Consider the following 17916-nt stretch of genomic DNA (forward strand, 5'->3'; position numbering starts at 1 on the left):
AAAAATTTATGGAGTTAATTACTAAAATAGTAAGTTTGCACCTTATTTAACTCAAAACAAATGCTCGTTTTCAACAACAAAGCAGATCTAGGCACTTATTTAAAGCCCTTTTGGGTAAAAACCAAATCGATAGGTTTTGTTCCAACAATGGGAGCATTGCACCAAGGCCACCTATCTCTTTTGGATACTGCCGCAAAAAACAATACCATAACTGTAATCAGTATTTTTGTCAACCCTACCCAGTTTAACAACCCTGAAGATTTGGTGAAATACCCACGCACTTTAGAAGCTGATATTCAAAAAATTGAAAAACTGAACCCCAATGTGATAGTTTATGCCCCTGAAGTAGCTGACCTTTATACGCCAAATGAAAAAGCAGCACCATTTTCTTTTGATGGTTTAGAATTTCAAATGGAAGGCAAATTCAGACCCGGACATTTTGACGGGGTGGGTACTGTGGTAAAAAAACTTTTTGAAATCGTTCAACCCACCAATGCCTACTTTGGTGAAAAAGATTTCCAACAGTTGCAAATTGTCAAAAAATTGGTTTCAAAATATAAAATCCCTGTAAATATAGTGCCTTGCCCTATCCATCGAGAAGCAAACGGTCTGGCAATGAGTTCACGAAACGAACGCCTTTCTGACACGGAAAGAAAAGATGCTGCACTGATTTACAATACATTACAACAAGCAAAACTAAAATTTGGCACGAAAAGTGCTAAAGAGGTTAGCGATTGGGTAACTAAAGTATTCCAAAACCACCAAACGTTCTCCTTGGAATATTTTGAAATTGCTGACGAAACCTCCCTAAAAACCTGTCTGAGAAAATCTAAAAACAAAAAATATAGGGCTTTTATTGCGGTTTTTGTTAACAATATCCGATTGATAGATACGATTTCATTAAATTAATTACCTTTGCACCATGCAAATTCAAGTTGTTAAATCCAAGATTCACCGTGTGACGGTAACTGGTGCCGATTTAAATTATATCGGAAGTATTACTATTGACGAAGCCCTTATGGACGCTTCGAACTTAGTGGAGGGAGAAAAAGTTTCTATTGTAAACATCAACAATGGTGAACGTTTAGAGACCTATGTAATTAAAGGGAATCGCAACAGCGGTGAAATAACCTTAAATGGTCCTGCAGCCCGAAAAGTTCAAAAAGGCGATATTATTATCATTATTTCTTACGGAATTTTAGATATTGAAGAAGCCAAAACCTTCAAACCTTCGTTAGTTTTCCCAAACGAAAAAGACAACTCCTTGACCTAATCCGTTGAAAAATCAAATTAGTAAATGGTTATCCATATTGCTCCCAATTGCTTTGGGGGTCTTTTTAATTGGATATACCTATGACAAATTTACACCGGAACAGATAGAGGAAATAAAGGCTCAATTTCAAAATGCCAATTATTGGTACATTCTGATTTCTTTGTTTTTTGGAATGCTGGCCTTATTTTCAAGAGCCTACCGATGGGGTTTCGCACTCCAACCGTTAGGCTACAAACCGAAACTAAGTACCAACTTTATGGCAGTTTGCATTGCCTATTTTATGAACATGACCATTCCACGTTCCGGAGAGGTGAGTAGGGCTTTAGTTTTAAAAAAATACGAAGACGTTCCTTTTGACAAAGCCTTCGGAACTATAATTGCAGAAAGAATTGTTGATTTTATTTTCTTATTGAGTTTTATCGCTTTGGCAATACTTCTTCAATACGATATTTTTAAAAAATTTGTTTTAGATCATCTTTCTGTAAAACAATTAGGACTGCTGGCTTTTGTGGTTATAGCCGGTTTTAGCATAGCATTATGGCTTTATAAAAAATCAAGTAACAAATGGATTCTCGCCCTTAAAGCTAAACTTTCAGGACTGATGGAGGGCCTTCAAAGTGTGCTTTCCATGAAAAAAAAGGGTTGGTTTATTTTCCACTCTTTTTTCATTTGGTGTTGTTACATCTTGATGTTTTATGTCACTATTTTTGCTTTACCCGAAACTTCAAATTTGAGTTTTAATGCTGTCTTGATGGCATTTATTACAGGTGGCGTTGCTATCACAGTCACTAATAGTGGTTTTGGTGCCTACCCTTTTTTAATTTCAAAAATTTTATTGGTTTATGCCGTTCCCGAAACTGCCGGGAATGCTTTTGGTTGGATTGTTTGGACTTCACAAACCCTTATGATAGTTGCATTAGGACTCTTGTCTTTTTTAATCTTACCAATCCTGCATAAAAACAAATAAATTAGTATCTTGCTCCTGCTTTAAAAATTATTTTTTAATCTCTAAACAGCAACGAGTCATGATGAAAAAAGCACTCATTTTTACTTTTTTAGCACTAGTTGCTACTTCATTTGCACAAAAAAAAAGTACCGAACAATTTACTTCAAAAAAACTAGGAGAAGATAGAGAAATTACTATCGTTGTTCCCAAGTCATACAATGCTGATAAAACAAAGAAATACCCGTTACTCGTTTTGTTAGACGGCGAATATTTAGTAAATCCGTTTCAAGGAGCTTTTGATTTTTCAAATTATTGGGACGACATACCCGAAGTTTTTATTGTGGCCATTTCACAAAATAAAAACAACGAACGTTATGACGATTGTGAAGTTTCTAAAGAAACCGGACTTCCGGAAGAAAAAGGAAATTTCTTCTTTGAGTTTATCGGTACCGAACTGGTCCCCTACATTGAAAAAAATTACCGAATCGCTCCCTTCAAAATAATTGCCGGTCATGACACAACTGCCGGTTTTTTGAACATTTACCTTTATAAAGAAACCCCGCTATTTGATGCCTATATTTCTTTGAGTCCGGAACTTCCTACCGAAATGGAAAACCGCTTGCCGGAAAGAATCAACCAAATCACAAAACCGATTTTTTACTACCATGCTACTGCCGATGGTGATTTGAAAAAAATGCAAACCCGTATTAAAAAATTGGATGAAGGCTTGTCTAAAATCACCAAAACGGGATTCAATTATAAATTTGATGATTTCAAAGGGGCTTCCCATTATTCGTTAGTGTTGCACGCCATTCCTAATGCTTTATATCAGATTTTCGCCGTATACCAACCCATCACTAGCGTGGAATTTCAAGAAAAAATCGTCAAAATGGAAAGTGGTTATGTAACCTATTTGTCTGATAAATATGAAACGCTTGAAAAATCTTTAAACATCAAAATGCCCATTCGTTTGAATGATTTTAAAGCGATTGAAGCCGCAATTTTGAGAAACAAAGCGTACAATGAGTTTGATGAATTGTCCATTTTAGCCCGTAAACATTATCCAAAATCTATGTTGCCGGACTATCATTTGGCCTTGATGTTTGAGAAAAAAGAAGATTATAAAAGAGCTCAAAAATACTATATCAATGCCTTTAACAGAGAACCTATTGGCGATTTAAACAAAGACATGATGTTTGACAAATCAGAGGAAATGAAGAAAATGCAGTAATACCCATGGCAAAAATTAAAACGACTTTCTTCTGTCAAAATTGCGGTACTCAATTTTCTAAATGGCAAGGCCAATGTCATGCTTGTAGCGAATGGAATACCATTGTGGAAGAAGTGATTCAAAAAGAAGAAAAATCGGGTTGGAAACCTTCGTCAACCGAAACCAAAAAAGCTCCTAAACCACTTCGAATAAAAGATATTGATTCGACTCAGGAAATTCGTCTTGACACCTCAGATGGCGAGTTGAATCGAGTGCTTGGTGGAGGAATCGTTCCCGGTTCTTTAACCCTTTTGGGTGGTGAACCCGGTATTGGGAAAAGTACGTTGTTACTTCAAATTGCTTTAAAATTACCTTATAAAACCTTATATGTCTCAGGTGAAGAAAGTCAGAAACAAATAAAAATGCGTGCCGAACGAATTGAAAACAGATATGAAAACTGTTTCATTCTTACGGAAACCAAAACGCAAAACATCTTCAAACAAATTCAGGAAATGGAACCGGAGATTGTGATTATTGACTCTATTCAAACCTTACATACCGATTATATTGAATCCACTGCCGGAAGTATTTCGCAAATTCGCGAATGCACGGCGGAACTTATCAAATTTGCTAAAGAAACGAATGTTCCGGTATTGTTGATTGGTCATATTACGAAAGACGGAACCATCGCCGGACCCAAAATTTTGGAACACATGGTAGATACCGTTTTGCAATTTGAAGGCGACCGAAACCACGTGTACCGAATTCTACGTTCGCTCAAAAACCGTTTTGGTTCTACGGCAGAAATTGGCATTTATGAAATGCAAGGTTCCGGTTTGAGAGAAGTGGCCAATCCATCAGAAATTCTGATTTCACACAAAGACGAAGAACTTTCCGGAACGGCAATTGCTTCCACTTTAGAAGGCATGCGGCCGTTGATGATTGAAATTCAAGCCTTAGTCAGCACTGCAGTTTACGGAACGCCGCAACGCAGCACAACCGGTTACAATGCCAAACGACTCAACATGATTTTGGCGGTTTTAGAAAAACGTGCTGGTTTCCGTTTAGGAGCAAAAGACGTTTTTTTAAATGTGACAGGCGGAATTTCTGTCGATGATCCTGCGATTGATTTGGCAGTTGTTGCCGCCATTTTATCCTCCAACGAAGATATTCCCGTTGGTAAAGATTTTTGCTTTGCAGGAGAAGTGGGATTAGCAGGAGAAATTCGCCCCGTGAACCGTGTAGAACAACGCATTTTGGAAGCGGAGAAATTAGGGTTTTCAACGATTTTTGTATCGAAATACAATAAAATTTCATTGAAAGACACATTAATTCAAGTGAAATTAGTGGCGAAGATTGAAGATGTGGTGGGGGAATTGTTTGGGTAGTTTTAATCTATTTCTTTTTCAATCTGTTTTTTACTTAAAACCTTATTTAAAGGTGACAATTTATAGTTGATATCTTTTATTCTTACTTTAAATAATTGTTGTCCATTATCAAATTCAATTTGGTCATGTTTTATCGGAATAATGATTTGATTTTTAAAGTTTACAACACCAAATTTTCCTTTTTGTTTTACAATTAAAAAATCCAAATTGTTTGTAAAACTGATTTCATCAAAAGCAAACGGAAGAATACTATTTAAGCTTTTATCAAACAAAGCCAACTTTTTTTGTTCGTCTTCAATAAGTAGAAAATCAACAGTTTTTTCATCTTCCATTTCAATATTTTGCTCATAAATAGTTGAAATAGGAATGGAATGAATAATTTGATCATTGTGAAATAAATAGTACTTATTTTCTTTTTCAACGCAATATTCTAATTTCAATTTTTGTTCATACGAAACATATTTATTCGGATTTGCAACTACAATTTCTCCTTCTTTATTCATAAAAAATTCTTTTCCTTTTTTGAAAAATTTAAAACCGGAATATTCTTCTACAGATATACTATCAACATTTGCTTTGAACAATTCATTTCCTTTAAAATCATAAACAACATGTAGTGAATCTTTATTTGCAACTAGGCTGTAGGAATGAATTTTTACAGCATCAAAAGAAACGGGAATAATAGTTTTGAAATTCTTTACATCGAGTAATCCAACCAAGTGATTTTTTTCAACTTCTATTGCATTTAAAAAAGTATTCGTATCAAAACGAGAGCTTCCAACTTGTGGTTTTTTTGAAATTGTATCATAGGCAAAATCAAGTAAAACGGTATTTTCATTATCAATTATTCCAAATTTAGTATTTCGTTTTGCAATAAAAGTTTTTGAATTAATTTCTTCGATATAATCATAGTTGAAAGGAACAACTATTTCAGATTTTCCGTTATAAATTCCATATTTGTTTTTGTTGATAGCAATATAATTTTCATAATTAATAGTAGAAATACCTTCTTTTCTGTCAAAGGTTTTATCAAACAAAATTTTACCATTAGCATCATAAATAGTTGTTTTTTGAAAATTATTTGGCAAAGAAATACTGTTTAGATAACTCCCATCTTCCCGTTCTTGAAAATTGCCAACCGGAATCGTCAATGATTTTCCTTTTTTATTTAAAGGTAAAATTTCTATTTCTTTTGAATTTTGAAGAATAATCGCTTGATTGTATTTAGCAAAACGCCACGTTTGTTGACTCTCTTTTTCGAATTGTGTTACTATTGTATTGTCTTCCGTGAAAATTGTTATCTGTGAACTAGAATCGAAATTGGTAACACCATAAAAAAGTTTGTCTTTATAAGGCTTTAAAAATTCATTTGTTTTAAAAACATTTTCACTTTCATATTCTTTAAAAAACAATAAATGAATAGCGTCAAAACGTTCTGGTTTTGCAATAATTTTTCCGGAAAAGTCAATTAAACCGAGCTTTTTACTAGCTGCATTAGATGAAAACAAGAAGAAAGTATTGGCTTTGGTTTTAAATTCTTCGGAATAAAAAATAGTTTCCCTGTATTTGTAGAAAGGTTTTAGCACCGGATACTTAAAGTTAGCTTCTTTAAGCTGATGATTCATTACGCCATAAACGTTGTTTTCTTTGAAAAAGTAGTTGTTATTTTCTTTATAATCAAATGGTTTTGGCAATGGGGTTTCAGCAAATGAATTATCCAACAACGTATCAAACTTATTGCCTTTTTTAACGATTAAAAGACTATCGTTCATTTCCATATAACCGGAATAGTTGACAGATGATTTTTCTCCGGTTAATAAATGATAAAAACCGTAAAACTTGTTGTTTTTACTGGCAAAAGCAATCTTATCTTTGGATAAAAAGTAACAATTAGTTGCGTTTAAATCAACTTTGAAAACAGTACCTTTTTCCAATTTTAAAACTGAATCGCCATACGATTTGATTACGTTTTGATTCACACTAAATGTCACCGGATGCGTGTCAATTTCTTCAAAAATAATGCTGTAACTTAATGTGTCATTTACATTTTTAATTGCTTTAATTTCATGAATTGAAAAAGGATGTACCATCTCTCCAAAACCATTAAAAATGGCTTTGACGTTTTCATCATTCACTACAACATACAAATTTTCTCTAGAAAAAGTGTCTCCGTCAATAGTTAAGTAATTTGGCGGAATTAATTGTTTCCCATTTTCATCAATTAATCCGAATAATGTTTCGTTTTTTGTAACTAAGAAATTATTATTAGATGATAAACTTATGGAAGTATAAATTGGTGGAACAATTTCATTTTTATATGAATCAGCCAAACCATAAAGACCATTTTTTTGAAAACGTAGTCGCTCTGGGTTATTATATTCAACTACATTAAAACGAAGGTCATTTTCAAAGTTAGAATATTGGACATCAAAATCCACAAGCGTATTCGGCATGACTTTTTTTCCTAGTTCTGTGTATTTGATAACTTTTAATTTTTGATACGCATTCAAATTATAATTTTCATCTCTATCAAAATAATCATAGTTTGGTTCTACCAGAATGGCATCTTTTTCAGTGTTAATGAAGCCCCATTTTTTACCTTTTCTTAAATAAAACAAAGAATGTCCTATTTTTTTGATGTCTTCATAAATGGGTTGAGCAATGATGTTTCCATGGTAATCGAGTAAGCCCACTTTGTTATTTTCTTTAAATAGTAGTCCTTGACGAGTATTGAAAAAGGGTTTGATTATCTCTTTACCAAAAATCAAATTCATCCATTTTCCTTGATAAAAAGTATTTCCAATAGGCGAAATACTATCATAAATGGGTTGTTTATAAAATGTGTTTCGAAATAAATTGTAAATCCCAAACTTGTTGTTCTTTTTTACAATAATATACTTGTCATAATCTCCGTATTGATTTTCGTTTAACGTGACATTCTTTTTTAAGTTGATTAAACTCGATAATTTATTTTCAAGAAAAGTCAAATCAGTAAAATTATCAATATAGGTATCAAATTCCTTGAGTTGAACAAGTTCATCATTCACAACATGATACACAAAATTTCCGTTTTCTGCTTTCATCAAAACAAATCGTTGTGTTTCTGCTTCAAGGTTTACATCAGCTATTTCATTATTGTGAAATGCATAGGTGTTATCAAGGCAATACGCTAAATTTTCATAAATTACTTTCTTTTGTTTAACATCAAAAATAGTTACTTTTCCAATAGAATCACGAGTTTGAATGAAATGCGGAATGTCAATTCGACCTTGATGCTGATCTAAATTTTGGTTGTCAAGAATCAACTCGCCTTGAAGATTGAAAATGCTAAAAGGAGCTTGAATAAAATGTTTATGTTCTGTTCGTTTGTCTGCTACAAAAAGTTCATGTGAAATGGGATAGATATTGCCATACTTTCCCAAAGGAATAATCAAGTTACCATCAACATCCAATAAGGCTTGTTGCTTTTTTTTAAAAACCTTGATGAATTGTTTTTCAAAATAGGGATAAACAATAATGGAATCATAAACTGGAGCAACAACATACTTTTTTTCTAAGCTATTATAAACACCTTGTGCTTTAATGTGCTTCGATTGTACATAAACTTTGAAAAGAGCATCTTGAATTACTTTTTTTGAATGAAATTTATGATTTAAAATATTTTCAACAAAAGTTTTGTACAAATTAACGGTTGTATTTTCTAGCGTTTGCGGGTCTTGAATTTGATTTAAATCAGTGAGAGCTTCTTCAAATTTCCCTTCATCAATTTGATGTAAAATAAATTCAGGTGTTTGCGTTAATTTTTGAGCAAAACAAATCGTTCCAAAAAATTGAAATAAAAGAAATAGGCAAAAAGATTTTTTAAAACTCACTTTCTAACATTTGTTTGTTTTTAATTTTCTCTAAATTTAAAATCTTGGGTTGATTTGAATTCCCTGAGTTCAGCAAGTTGAATTTTTTGGCAGAAAACAAATAACTTTCACCGTTTTGATCAAATACTAATAAAGTGTTTTTTGAACTGGGATAATAAATAAATCGGGATGGATTATAATCTGTTCTATTTTGATCAAACCTAAAAACACCATTTATATTCTCGTTGATCAGAAAAATAAATGCAGGCTCAATCTTGGTAGAATTAACTCGATATTCTGCAAAAAGAACTTGCGGAAATTGATTGTTGATGATGACATCAAAATTATAAGAACCTAAATTAGTAATGCTGATGCTTTGCATTAAGTTATCTTCTTTTACACCTTCCGTGGCCAGTTGTTTGAGCAATTCTAAATTCCGTAAACGCTCTCTTTCTCGTTCCAATTCGGCTTCAATACATTTTTTATACGCTTCATTTTCAGGTAAATCGGAATAACGTTCGAACATCATTTTTTTATTCTCATCAAAATAGTTCAACCAGGTTTCTAAGTCCATGGATTGTTCGTTTTTAGTTTTAATATCTCGACTGTAATAGGAAAAACAGTCAAGCGAATCGATTATTTTTTGATTTTCTTCTCGATCAAAACTGCCTTTTCGATAGCGTCCTAAAATTTGTAAATCTTTTTCAATTTTGTTTTTTTGAACGATAAGATTCTCTTTAATTGAATCGGATTGGTTTTGATTAAAAGCAGGCTCATTGAAGTTAGAAATCAAATTTTCCAAGTGCTTTCCTTTCTTTTTACGTTTTATTCTGTTGGGAACATCTAGTGAAGCATTTTTCAAAACCACTTGAGTCGAAGTGTCTTTCAAAGTAATAGTATAGTGGTCGTCTTTGTTTTTTTCAACCAAACAATACATCCATTTTGAAGCAAAAATAATTTCTTCGTTGGTGATTTCTTCGTTTGAAATCTCCCAATTGTATTTGGCTAATTTTTTATTTTCAGAAGTTGAAGGATGCTCCACCTCAATTTTAAATGAAGTTGTGGATGGCGTTTTCTCACTTTTTTTCAATACAAATCGCGTTTTGTGCTGACTGAGTTTTTTGTTGTAAACATTTATTCGGTGAGTGTTGGAAACGATTTTTTCTTTGTTACGTTCAATCGCTTGTTGAACTCGTTCAAAATGTGCCGGATCGGTGAGATTAGCCAAATCAGAAAGTAAAACGTTACTTTCGGCGTATTCTATTCCTCTTTTGTGAATGAGTTTTAAAGATTCACAATGTCTTAAATTACATTTTTGCTCTTCTTCCTGATAGGATCCGCAAACAAAAAAATTTTGTAATCGATCGCCATTTCCATCTGTTATTTTCCCAAATTCTGTCCATTTGTTTGATAAACTATCTAAACCATAAAAGTTTAAATTTGGTAAATTTTCAGTGAGTTTAAAATCAATTACAACATCTTTGGAAGGTTTTAAATGAATTGGCTTTCCGGTTTGAAACGCTAACATCGTAAACATCCCTCCCGAATTAAAAAAGCTTCTTTGATTATCTTGGTCAACATGCATCGGTATTCCGGATAAAATGAAATCAATCGGTTTTCGGTATTCTTCATATCGAATCTCAATTTCTCCCAAAACATCATTCCCGTTTTCATCGGTAAAAGCATTTTTCGGAATACTAATCTTTGTTCCGAAAGAATAAGTGATGAGTTTTTCAACTTGACTGTCAAAAAAATACGAGGTTGGTTTCTTTTTAAACTTTTTAATCGATAGCAGATTTAATTCATTTTCGTAAACAAATTGCACCTCTACCCGACGATTTTTTGTTTTTCCTTCTTCCGAATCATTGTCGGCAACGGGAAAATTATATCCCACACCTTTTGGGCTTATTTTATAATTTGGAATGCCCTTTTTTGCAAAAAAATCAGCAACCGCTTTAGCCCTTTTTTCTGAAAGTTTTTTGTTGAAAAACAAACTGCCGACATCATCTGTATGGCCAGTAATTTCTATTTTGTAATTGGCCGAGAAATTTGCTTTGAACAAGGTTACTTTTTCATTCAAAACCTTTTCATTTTCAGTGCTGATTTCAGCTAAATTTGTTTCAAAAAGCAATTGAAATTTTTCTTGACTATAGCCGAATGAATAGCTTAGCAACGAACATAAAATTATAAAGTAGCTCTTTTTCATTATTTTCTGGGAATGATGTTATTTTCTTTGTCTAAAGTAAGTACAACTTGACCATAGCTCGTGAGATAATTTACTTCGGGTTTTGTTTTCAACCATAAATTTTGATGTTTAAATGGAGAATTATCTTCAAATAATTTTTCGCCTTTTTGGTTGTAAAAATTTTCGTAGTACTGACTTTCTTTTGTTTTAGTGTAAGCGTAATCTGTCACTTCATATAAACCTTCAAAAACTTCTTTGAGTCGATTGTCAAATTGATTTGGAGGAATAATATGATTTCCCAAATAATCCAACACAAAGTGATTGTTGCTTGCTTTATGACTCGTGGCAATGATTTGTCCGAAGCGGTTAAAAGAATTTCCACTAACATAATTCACTTCCGGTAATTCTTTTACCGTTTCAAAATTTTCATTGACAATTTTTAGCACTCGGGTAATTTTTTGAGGTAAAAGCTCGCCATAATAATTCTTTTTTTGCTCTTCTTTGATGACTTCAACAACAATGCAATGTCCTTTATAAAAATTGGTAAATGGAATTAAATTGGTGATTGATTTTTCACCTTTTAAAGTGAGAAATCCACTTTCATTAGTTAAAAAATTGTGATACGTAAACAAACTACTTTCTGTTGGCAAAGCTTTTACAAATCGAAACAACGGATTTACTTTTTGTTTTTTAGACTGAAAAGTTAAATGATACTTACCTGCTTTATTTTTCAATAAATAATTCTCCGAATCCCAAAACTGAACGATGCTGTCTTGTGTGACAAAAATTTCTTTTCCGGAATGTTTATCCAATATAACCGAAATCAATTTCCCTTTTTCAAAATAATTATTTCGCCATGAGTTATTATCATAAATAGGATTATTGTATTTGAAATCAGATAAAATTTCTCCTTTAATGTTAACCAATGCATATTTCCCATTTTTGCCTGCAGTACCAATATCTTCAATCATTTTCATTTTAAGATCATCCCTTTCTAACACAGGAAAAAAGGGAAGAAAAAGATAGTTGTCAATTAGTTTCAATTCCACCATTAACTGTAAAACATGAACGGTTTGAGTGATATCATTAGATCTATAATAACTTCCGCATCTATCATATACTCTATTTAAATTAGCTCGTCGTTGAATTTCCTCCTCAGTCAATGGAACAATAATTCTCGTTTCGACAAAACCATCATTAAAAAAATTGACATAATCATATTTTTGCGATTCGTTTCCGTTAATGCCCTTAAAAACATAACCTCCCTCTCTTTTTTCTAACGTTAAATATTGATTAATGGATTTTGTTTCAATACCAAGCACATTGCTTTGACCAAGCACAAACAAAGGAAGTAGAAATGAAATAAAAAATGTAATAAGCTTGTTCATCAATAGGGTTTTCTAATAAGATGCGTAAAAAGAGTAAAAGGTTGGGAGAAATTAATTAATTTGAAACCTCACCTAAACCTCCTCAAAAACTCCTCCTTATAATTCACAGAAATCTCAATCTCCGTTTCATCAAAAAGTGTCACATAACCACCTAATGATTTGTGATAGGATTTCACAAAATTCAAATTGATAATATGTGATTTGTGCACCCGCATAAACGGAAAATCCAACATTTCATCAAAGTGTTTCAAAAAACGACAGACCATTTTTTTGGATCCATCGGACAAATGAATGTCTGTAAAGTTACCATTGCCTCGCAAACGAACGATTTCTTCCATTTTGACGACTTCAAAACCTTCTAACGTGGGTAAAATAACTTGTTGCTTCTCGATTTTGGGTTCGCGGAAATTTTGTACGATGATTTGATTTCGGTTAAACAATTCCTGTTGCATCAATTGTTGTTGCACTTTGTTTACGGCCAAAATCAATTCTTCAATGCTAATGGGTTTCAACAAATAATACGCCGCACTTTGGTTCAACGCTTTCAACGAATATTCCGAAAAAGCAGTAACAAAAATGGTTTCAAAATGCAAATCCTTACATCCTTCTAACACATCAAATGCATTGCCAAACGGCATTTCTACATCCAAAAAAACCAATTGCGGTTGTAGTTCGTGCAACAACGGAATGGCTTCACGACTGTTTTGTGCTTCGCCAATGATCTCGATTTGCGGACAATATTTTGCCAAATAATTTTTCAACGCTTCGCGAGCAGCCGATTCATCTTCGACAATGACACTTTTTATTTTTTGAAAATCGTTCATGCTACTTTGGTGGTTTTAGAAAAATAAAGCGTGACCAAGGTTCCGTTGCCATCAGTTCCCGACGAAATGGTATAAGAAATCTGTTGATGATATAAATCGTTCAGCAAATTAATCCGTTCTTCTACATTGTTTAATCCTCTGGATTCGTGCACTTTTTGATTTTGCGTTTTCAATTCTCGACTTTTTTCAACGCCAATGCCGTCATCTTCAATCGAAACTTTAATCAATTGATTTTCTTCCGCAAAAGTCACTTTCAATTTCCCTATAGTTTCTCGATAACGCAATCCGTGCCAAATGGCGTTCTCCAAATGCGGCTGAATCAACATATTCGGAACCAAAATCGCATCGGTATCCAATTTTTCATCCACCACAATTTCATAAACAAATTTGTCCTGAAAACGCAAATGTTCTAAATCCAAATACTTCTTAATCTGCTCTAATTCATTGGATAACGAAATAAAATCTTTGTTTGACGTTTCCATCATATTACGCATCAAATTGGAATACGATGTCAAATATTTATTGGCTTCCAACTCATTATTTTGAGCAATAAATTGGTTCACACTATTCAAACTATTAAAAATAAAATGCGGATTCATTTCCCTTCGAAGCGATTGCAATGCAATTTTTTTATTCTTGGTTTTGATAGAAAACAACGCTTTCGCAATCAATCCTAATAAAATCAACATCAAAATAACGGAACCAATCAACACATAATTGAACTTGTTTTTCTTCGTAATTAACTCATCTTTCAACGCACGTTCTTTTTCTAATTGCTTGATTTTTTCTTCAGTAACTTGAAAAATTTTCGAATCGACCAACGAACTATCCGCTTGAACCATTCGATCAAAATCATTCAGAAATTGGTCATATAATTCAATCGCTTTCGTTTGATTGCCTTGTGCTCTGTAATGATCCGAAAGAGCCAACATCGCTTTCTTAGCATCAAAAGTACGTCCGTTTTTTAAAGCCAAATCATAGGTTTCTTCTAACAAAACGATGGCATCATCTTGGTTTTCATTTTTAAAATACAAACCCGCTAACGTTTGTTGCTGCTCAATTTGTTGTGAAACACTTCCGAGTTTTTCTGCTTCCGCTATCGTGCTTTTCGTAATTTCAATCGCTTTATCCAAGTTATTTTCCGAAGCATAGACTTTTGAAATCTCACTTTTCAATTTCAACACTTCTTCAGGTTTATCTTTAGAAACGGCAATGGCTTTTTCATAACTTTCAATCGCCATACCTTTGTTATCGGACTTTAAATCTACCTCCGCTTTTTGTTTGTACACTTCGGCAGCTTCTTCTTTTTTTCCTTCTTTCTCTAAAATCTTAATGTTGGAATCCAAATAGTCAGCCTGAACTCTCGGATTGGTGTTTTGCAAACGACTCGCATCATTGGAATTAACTTTAGAATAACCCACCTCCACCGCTTCTTCACTGGCCGATTGGTAATTCAAAATGGCTTGGTTGAACTTTTTTTGCTTCTCCTGAATTTGTGCCAGCATTCGTGTAGTCGATGCCACCTTATCTTTATTTTTTTGCTTTTGATAAAGGGGTAAAGCTCTTTTCAAATAATCTTCGGCTTTAGTATAATCGCCTTTTTTATCCAATTCGACAGCCAACTCCACATATTTATCTGCCGTTGCATTAGGGTTACTTTCAGACAAAGTTTCCTTAAGTTCTATCGCTTTTTTGCTCACGGAAGATGTACTCATTTTCGTTTTGGTCGTGTCTTGAGCCACTATTACCAAAGGGAAAAAGAAAAGAAGTAGTAGTATTTTCAATTGATTATACATAACCTATAAAGTATAGTGTAAAGTACGAAAATTAATTTGGCTTAAAAAAACGATTTCACCAAGTCAAAATTGGGTTTCACCAAGTGGGCCAAAGTTGGATGCATTTGCAAAGTAATTTTATATCAAATTATAAAACGAAATAATATGAAAAACGTAATGGCCACGTTGATATTGGTTTCCGGCGGATTCCTTTTCAACACCACAGAAAAACAACCAAAAATTGAGCCACAGGTAGAAAAAACCATAGTGTCTCCCGGAAAAATCCAAGTAGCCCTTTTATTGGACACCTCAAACAGCATGGACGGCTTGATTGATCAAGCCAAATCGCGTTTGTGGAATATTGTAAACACCCTCACCACCTTAAAATACGAAGGTAAAACACCGGATATTGAAATTTCATTATATGAATATGGAAACAGTGGCTTGAGCAGAAGTTCCAATTATATTCGTCAGGTGACGCCTCTTACCACAGATTTAGATTTGATATCAGAAAAATTATTTGCGTTACGCACCAATGGTGGTGAAGAATATTGTGGTGCAGTGATTCAAGAAGCCAGTCAAAAATTGGAATGGCACGGCGACAGAAAAAGTATGAAATTGATTTACATTGCCGGAAACGAACCTTTCAATCAAGGGTCTATCAACTACAAAGAAGCAATTGCTGATGCTCGAAGAAAAGACATCTATATCAACACCATACATTGTGGGAGTTATGAAGAAGGCGTTCGCGGATTTTGGAAAGACGGAGCTGATGTAGGCGAAGGCAAATATTTTCACATTGATTCTAATGCTAAAGTGCAGTATATTGTAACGCCTTATGACGAGCAAATCACAAAATGCAACACCCGTTTAAACGATACGTATATCGGTTACGGCTCCCAAGGAACGCAAAAAAAAGCAAGTCAAGTGAGAGAAGACAGTAATGCTCAAAGTATTTCAGGAGCCAATTATGCTGAAAGAGCAGTAAGCAAATCCAAAGAAGTATATAAAAATGACACTTGGGATTTGGTAGACAAAGCCAAGAGCAATCCAAAAGCCATTGATGTCTTAAAGAAAGATGATTTACCAAAAGAACTTCAGAACAAAACCAAAGAGGAGCTGAAAATTCTAATTGATAAAAAAACAAAAGAACGCGATGCCATTCAAAAAGAAATGGCGGAATTAGCTAAAAAACGTCAAGCCTACATTGAAGCAGAAAGCAAAAAAACGAAGTCGCAAGATGATTTGGGAAATGCCATTACAGTTTCCATTCACAGTCTTGCCAAAACAAAGGGATATAAAGTAGTAAATTAACCCGTTGGGTGAAATTATTTAATTCAAGATTATTTTGTTTTTTTTACCACTAATTCTCGAATTATAAATTATTAAAACGCAATAATTTGTTCATCTTCGATGAAAATTCGAATTAAATCGAATAATTACCATAAAAAATTAGTGAATTAGTGGCAAAATTATTTTCCAAAATTTAATTACACCCAATGGGTTAAATTAATTTATCCTATCAGCTGTTAAGCCATCCTAAATCATTTTGATAATAGGGTGGTTTTTTTTTGTAATAGCCTAATTGTAAGTGTAATTAAAAAATAATTTCATAAATTTACACTATTCCAAAAACAACCTACTATGAAAAAATTACTATTTTTTACTGTTTTTTGTATTACTACAAGTCTGTTTTCGCAATCAATTGCTTTGCAATCCTTTGCAACCGGTTTTTCTAGTCCTGTGGCTATTGTAAATGCAGGTGACTCTCGTTTATTTGTTGTACAAAGGGGTGGTCTAATCCGTATTTTGAACGCTGACGGAACTATCAATACGACACCTTTTTTGTCTTTAAGTTCAATTATTACAGCAGGCGGAGAAAGAGGTTTGCTAGGCTTGACTTTTCACCCAAACTATAACACAAACGGCTATTTTTATGTAAACTATACCCGATTGAGTGATGGTGCCACCGTGATTGCCCGTTATTCCGTAAGTGCTACGGATGCTAACATTGCCAATCCGGCAAGTGCTCAGATTCTATTGACAGTTACACAACCCTATACCAATCACAATGGCGGCTCTTTGGCTTTTGGCCCTGATGGTTATTTATATATTGGCATGGGAGATGGCGGTAGTGGCGGCGATCCACAAAATTATGCACAGAACATCAATTCCCTTTTAGGAAAAATGTTGCGAATTGATGTAGACAATGGAACGCCTTATAGCATCCCAACAGGAAATCCATTTGCCGGAGCAATACCCGGAGCTGATGAAATTTGGGCAGTGGGAATGCGAAATCCCTGGAAATTTTCATTTGATAGAACTAACGGTGATTTATGGATTGCTGATGTGGGTCAAAGTTCTATTGAAGAAATAAACAAAGCATTGCCCACCGATGCCGGATTGAATTATGGTTGGAAATGTTATGAAGGCAATTCGGTTTACAGTACTACAGGCTGTGGTCCTTCTTCAAATTACAAATTTCCGATTGCAACATATCCTTACGGTGGGGGCTATTGCTCTGTAACAGGGGGCTATTCTTATACCGGAAATTTGTATCCTAATTTTCAAAATAAATATTTCTTTGCTGATTATTGTGCCAATAGAATTGGATGGATTCCAACCGCTGGGGGAACTATAACTTGGACCGCTCCATTCAGTGGCTCATTGGCAACTTTTGGCGAAGATGTAAACGGGGAATTATATGTAGCAGGAATTTCAAATGGAATTGTTTACAAGTTAATGGATACATCACTTGGCACAGAAGATTTCACTAGCAATGGGTTTTCAATTTATCCAAATCCTGCGGAAGAAACTGTAACACTAAAAAACGCCAACTTATTAGCCATCAAACAAATAGTTTTAAATGAGGCTTCCGGAAAAATAGTGGGTTCCTTTAATCCAAACATGGGGAATGAAACCTCAATTTCGGTTCAAAATCTTACGAGTGGTATCTATTTCTTAAGTATTGAGGCTTCAAATGGGGATTGGCACAGAACTAAATTGATAAAAAAATAAATCGTAATGTAGTTCTAAAAATTCTAAAGTATATAAAAAAAGGTGTTCTGAATCAAAG

The 17916-nt window shown here is 33.7% G+C and carries 12 protein-coding genes; 7 read left to right on the plus strand and 5 right to left on the minus strand.

Annotated elements, in window-relative coordinates; genetic code table 11:
- Positions 1 to 60: 60 nt before the first annotated feature.
- The 5 genes from panC (at position 61) to radA (ending at position 4817) form a co-directional block, all read left to right on the plus strand.
- A complete protein-coding gene (gene panC / locus B3L86_RS01535; RefSeq protein WP_291114289.1) occupies positions 61 to 909 on the plus strand; it encodes a pantoate--beta-alanine ligase in 849 nt (282 codons plus the stop codon).
- Between the two features lie 13 nt (positions 910 to 922).
- Positions 923 to 1273, plus strand: a complete 351-nt coding sequence (gene panD / locus B3L86_RS01540) for an aspartate 1-decarboxylase (protein WP_291114291.1) — start codon at positions 923 to 925, stop codon at positions 1271 to 1273.
- Between the two features lie 4 nt (positions 1274 to 1277).
- On the plus strand, positions 1278 to 2240 hold the full coding sequence (locus B3L86_RS01545; protein ID WP_291114293.1) for a lysylphosphatidylglycerol synthase transmembrane domain-containing protein: 963 nt from the start codon (positions 1278 to 1280) through the stop codon (positions 2238 to 2240).
- A gap of 61 nt (positions 2241 to 2301) precedes the next feature.
- Entirely contained in the window at positions 2302 to 3450 is a 1149-nt protein-coding gene (locus tag B3L86_RS01550) for an alpha/beta hydrolase (protein WP_291114295.1), read from the plus strand.
- Between the two features lie 5 nt (positions 3451 to 3455).
- Complete coding sequence (gene radA / locus B3L86_RS01555) at positions 3456 to 4817, plus strand: DNA repair protein RadA (protein ID WP_291114297.1); 1362 nt, start codon at positions 3456 to 3458, stop codon at positions 4815 to 4817.
- Positions 4818 to 4819: 2 nt separating this feature from the next.
- On the opposite strand, the gene B3L86_RS01560 is transcribed toward radA, so the two are convergent.
- From B3L86_RS01560 to B3L86_RS01580, 5 genes are all read right to left on the minus strand, one after another.
- Positions 4820 to 8689 carry a WG repeat-containing protein gene (locus tag B3L86_RS01560; protein ID WP_291114299.1) on the minus strand — a complete coding sequence of 1290 codons (3870 nt, stop codon included), beginning with the start codon at positions 8687 to 8689 and terminating at the stop codon, positions 4820 to 4822.
- Positions 8679 to 10874 (minus strand): OmpA family protein, encoded by a 2196-nt coding sequence (locus tag B3L86_RS01565; protein ID WP_291114301.1) that lies wholly within the window; start codon positions 10872 to 10874, stop codon positions 8679 to 8681. The genes B3L86_RS01560 and B3L86_RS01565 overlap by 11 nt, the downstream gene beginning before the upstream one ends.
- A complete protein-coding gene (locus B3L86_RS01570) occupies positions 10874 to 12241 on the minus strand; it encodes a hypothetical protein (protein WP_291114303.1) in 1368 nt (455 codons plus the stop codon). The genes B3L86_RS01565 and B3L86_RS01570 overlap by 1 nt, the downstream gene beginning before the upstream one ends.
- A gap of 68 nt (positions 12242 to 12309) precedes the next feature.
- Complete coding sequence (locus B3L86_RS01575) at positions 12310 to 13065, minus strand: LytR/AlgR family response regulator transcription factor (RefSeq protein ID WP_291114304.1); 756 nt, start codon at positions 13063 to 13065, stop codon at positions 12310 to 12312.
- Complete coding sequence (locus B3L86_RS01580; RefSeq protein WP_291114305.1) at positions 13062 to 14780, minus strand: tetratricopeptide repeat-containing sensor histidine kinase; 1719 nt, start codon at positions 14778 to 14780, stop codon at positions 13062 to 13064. The genes B3L86_RS01575 and B3L86_RS01580 overlap by 4 nt, the downstream gene beginning before the upstream one ends.
- Positions 14781 to 15005: 225 nt before the next feature.
- Between B3L86_RS01580 and B3L86_RS01585 the strand changes: the two genes are divergently transcribed.
- Both B3L86_RS01585 and B3L86_RS01590 read left to right on the plus strand, forming a co-directional pair.
- Positions 15006 to 16154, plus strand: a complete 1149-nt coding sequence (locus tag B3L86_RS01585) for a vWA domain-containing protein (RefSeq protein WP_291114307.1) — start codon at positions 15006 to 15008, stop codon at positions 16152 to 16154.
- 330 nt (positions 16155 to 16484) lie between these two features.
- Entirely contained in the window at positions 16485 to 17858 is a 1374-nt protein-coding gene (locus tag B3L86_RS01590; protein ID WP_291114309.1) for a PQQ-dependent sugar dehydrogenase, read from the plus strand.
- The last annotated feature ends 58 nt before the right edge of the window (positions 17859 to 17916 follow it).

It is taken from the genome of Flavobacterium sp. UBA6135, assembly GCF_002428305.1.
In the GTDB taxonomy this organism is placed as follows: domain Bacteria; phylum Bacteroidota; class Bacteroidia; order Flavobacteriales; family Flavobacteriaceae; genus Flavobacterium.